Here is a 3771-nt window from a genome sequence, read left to right on the forward strand (position 1 = left end):
ATCTGCCAATTTCCCTCGATTTTAGCGGTTTTCAGCCGGTTTCTACACTTGTTTGGGTTGATTCATATAAAATCGCGCATGGCTGTAGGTTGGCCGAAAATCAAATTCCCGGTCAATAATATATTTTTTCCATGTCAAATCGTTCCGCAAATATATGTTTACACATATGCGACAAAACGAATTTAGATTTTATATATTTAATGCTAGATTGCCCGACGAAGCCACCTTTCTCCTTGAAGATGCAAGTACGCGTTCGCGGAACTCAAAGAGCCCACGTTAAGACCATTCTTTGCCCGTCAACCATGAAAGCCTACGAGCCATTTCATCGGGGCGCTGGAAGCTACCTCGAAAATTGTATTCTATGTGGCACCTTTCAGCGCCCCGATCATTTCATTCCATCATCAGCTATGCCGACACACGGGCCCTGTGCGTCGGTTTAACACCTGCCTGCTATCAATGCCTTCTGCTCACATTCCCCTTAGTGCCAACTCAACCTCATTCACCTGCCATCTCGCTCTTACCTGATCGAAGCAGAAAACAATCGTCATGGCTTGCGTCTTTCCATTACGATCATCCCGCTTCACCTCCCACCTGGAGTACCAGAGTGGGAATTGATCGGAAAAGACCATAGCGGAATAATGTCTCCACGTAAAGATATTTATGAATATTTTCCTATTCATTATTTCCGAATGGCGACGATAAATATGTTTGTGGCAGAATGCCTCCAAGCTTCCGAACCGTATTTCAACTGGAGATAATTTTAATTTTCTTTTCTCTCAAATTCCACGCAATAGCGGCGGCACTGGTCGGCTTGCAGGGCGCGATCTCAGATGCGCGGGCGGCCGAAATTCGCTTCGCGGACTCCGAGCAGGCTATCCGTGACGATGTCTTCAACGGTGGGCAATCAGGGGTGACCTTATGGCCGAAAACAGACAAGTTCTGCTCTCCCATAAGAAGCGCTATGAAGATCACCACCGGAGGAGAAACGTACCTGTTATTTTCGAATAGGCAGCAAACCGAATTTCATACTGCAATTTGTCGAAACAACTGCTCTCTATCGGATGAGAATGAAGCATTCAACGATTGTTGGAAATCGTTAAATGGTCAGATTTGCATCCTCTATGCTGCCATTCGTTCAGGAACAGTTTATGACCTCGCTGTCAGCGGAGATGGTAAAACCATGTCTCAGACATGTGATTAGCAGGCCGCCTCCCTGTGTCGGGCATTAGCAGGTGGCGGGAGAATACCAAAAGCCGTCACATGGCGATCGGAGAACCGGCTGGTACGCGTGCCTTCCCTTGGTCGTCGAGACAAACATTGAGTTTGCCCGGAGGAAGACCTATCAATGTGGCGAAAGCGGCGTCCACTCCAAACAAAGTGAAGTAGATTTCATGACCGATTACGATCCAGAGGCAGTGTTTCAAGGTCATAGGGATCGGTTCATAAAAGTCCTGGAGCCGGTGTTCCTGCCAGACGATCCGGTCAGCAACGACATAATCCGCTATTTTGCATCTTTGCTCCGCGTCCTTGGCATGGAAGACAGGGGATGGGACCCTTACGCAGAAAGCCGCAAGATACTTAATGATATCAACCGGCTGATGAAGCTGGAGCTTCCCGAGGATCGTTTCCCTGACGGCTGGACCTCGTGGCGACTTGGCTTGTTCCTATATAGCCACATTGTCGAAATGGACGCACCATACGAAGTGATCACCAATCTGCTGCGCTTCCGCCTAGGAAGGGGCTACAGCCCCAATCCGTATTTCGATCTTCTCACGGAAAGAGAGAAGAAGAACTTTGCCAAGAACGGGATCCGGACGGGGCGAAAGATCGAAGTGATAAAGGCGCTGTCTAAAGAGTGCGGGCTATCGGTCGGTGAACTTTACGACGAGTTCTACAACAGCCGCTTAAGGAACGCTGTCCAGCATTCAGATTTCATCCTGACGGCAGACGATTTTCGATCTCGAAGCGGGATAAGTGGCGGGAAGGAGTTTAAACTCACCTACAATGAATTGGACACTCTAATAACGAAAGCGAAAGCATTCATCGCCGCCTTCTTCCAGCTTGAATTAGATGCTCGCGCAGTGTGGGGGACGAAAAAGGGTCAGGCGATACCCTATGACCCTCACTATAAGGGGCTCATGGAAGTGCTGGTAGATGATCGTGATTTGATGTGCGGGTTTGCGGTCCACTGGCCAAACAACTCCCAGTCCATGTATCGCCGTACAGAAGCGGGGGCGGAAATGGTCAATTGTATGGTGAACGTGGAGCAGGCTACCGTGGATTTGTGGGTAGACCTCTACGCTCGAAAACCTGGAGCATTCAGCCCGTTGGTCGAAGAAGGAGCTGAACCAGTCTATACCCCGCTAGACAAGTCCGACGTACGTCCATTATGGCCCGCAACGATGTAGCATCCGAGATGCTTCAGTATTTGACCGGATAGCGCCGCACCAACCTCGAAGCAGTTCTTGTCTCTTTTGGGCGCAATGCGGACGCTCATATGTCAACTAATCTGACCGTCATGAATTCTCCAGCGCCTGCCACAGAAAAGAACGAATAGTGCCTACGGAGAAAATTAAAACTGTAAAAGTAACGCTACACGCGCTCTTAAATTTCAAGCTCGTCTTTACTAAACAACAAGCAATATTCCCTGCTTCCATCATAGTAAATGACAGGAGTGCATAATTGACCTGAAGATTGTTCGCACACTGCTGAAGCCTTGAGCATTAAATTGACGTCCACCTTTCGATTAAACCTCGCCACGGTAACTGTTTTTTTGTCACCGGATACAAAAATGGCAGCCTCCCTATCTGCGGAGAAGCCGCTTCGCAGAACACGTTTTTTCATAACGTCCAGCATCCCGTCACCATCTTTTCGCTGGCCGAAAGAAAGCACCACATCGAACTGCGTGGTGGTGCCAGAATTATTCAATTCGGAAATTTTGTCTCGCAATGCGCTCAGTTTACAATCGACCTGCACATCAGCTGCTCCCAGCTCTCGATAATCAAAGTTCTTTGTTTCTATATCTGCGGCTGAACATCCAGCAGCGGCAAGTAAGCCAATTGCATAACACGCGCGCGTCAACATTTTTCTCACTTTGGATCTCCAATGGCTGTTCAGACCGACAATTCTTAGAAGGGGCGCAGCAGGGGAACACTTTAGCATACCCTCTTCCATCTAAAGCCGAAACCTCACTTGAAGCCTTTGTCCAAAACTCGCTCACAAACACCCTCCACCCCATCCTGCAACGCCTTCACCCGCTCCATCAGCCAAGCCAGTTCCTCGACGTCGATTTCATACGCCGGGGAATAGCGAGCATCGACATAGGCGCGATCCAAGCGGCTGAAGCAGCGTTTGGCGAATTTGGTACCGTCAGGCCAGACCGTACTCAGTTCTGGAGCGATTTGCTCTGCCTGTGAGCGGAGGAAGGTTAGTTTGTGGGACTTTGGGCTGTAGAGAGATTTGACGAGCAAAGTGCAGTGATAAAACGCCTCGGTCGATTGGTGCAGAAGGAAGACGGCATGTTTGCCGTGACCGCTGACAGAGGCCTGTTGAGCGAGTTCGAGAAACCCGTTGGCACTTGGAAACCAGTGGTCGAAATGTTTCTGCGCCTCGGCCCGCGCTTCCTCTGGCGCCAGATTTTTTGGTGAGGCCAGCGGATGGCCGGGGGCTTCGTAGAGCGGGATGCCATCGCGGGCGATATCCACGAAGAAGGGCCAGCCCCTTGCCAGCAGCGAGTTTACCTCTTCATACGAATGCACGATGAAATTGACC

At 49.9% G+C, this 3771-nt stretch carries 4 protein-coding genes; 2 read left to right on the plus strand and 2 right to left on the minus strand.

Annotation, left to right across the window (positions count from 1 at the left end; translation table 11 throughout):
• Positions 1-718: 718 nt before the first annotated feature.
• Both ASF69_RS11965 and ASF69_RS11970 read left to right on the plus strand, forming a co-directional pair.
• Positions 719-1201: a hypothetical protein gene (locus ASF69_RS11965; protein ID WP_062587762.1), complete on the plus strand. Its 483-nt coding sequence runs from the start codon at positions 719-721 to the stop codon at positions 1199-1201.
• A 190-nt stretch (positions 1202-1391) separates the two neighbouring features.
• A complete protein-coding gene (locus ASF69_RS11970; RefSeq protein WP_156462052.1) occupies positions 1392-2408 on the plus strand; it encodes a hypothetical protein in 1017 nt (338 codons plus the stop codon).
• 196 nt (positions 2409-2604) lie between these two features.
• Here ASF69_RS11970 and ASF69_RS11975 read toward each other — a convergent pair whose 3' ends face one another.
• Positions 2605-3093, minus strand: a complete 489-nt coding sequence (locus tag ASF69_RS11975) for a hypothetical protein (protein WP_156462053.1) — start codon at positions 3091-3093, stop codon at positions 2605-2607.
• Between the two features lie 95 nt (positions 3094-3188).
• On the minus strand, positions 3189-3771 hold a 583-nt coding region (locus tag ASF69_RS23595; protein ID WP_244475457.1), incomplete at its 5' end, for a HEPN domain-containing protein.

This window comes from Rhizobium sp. Leaf311 (assembly GCF_001423445.1).
Classification (GTDB): domain Bacteria; phylum Pseudomonadota; class Alphaproteobacteria; order Rhizobiales; family Rhizobiaceae; genus Agrobacterium.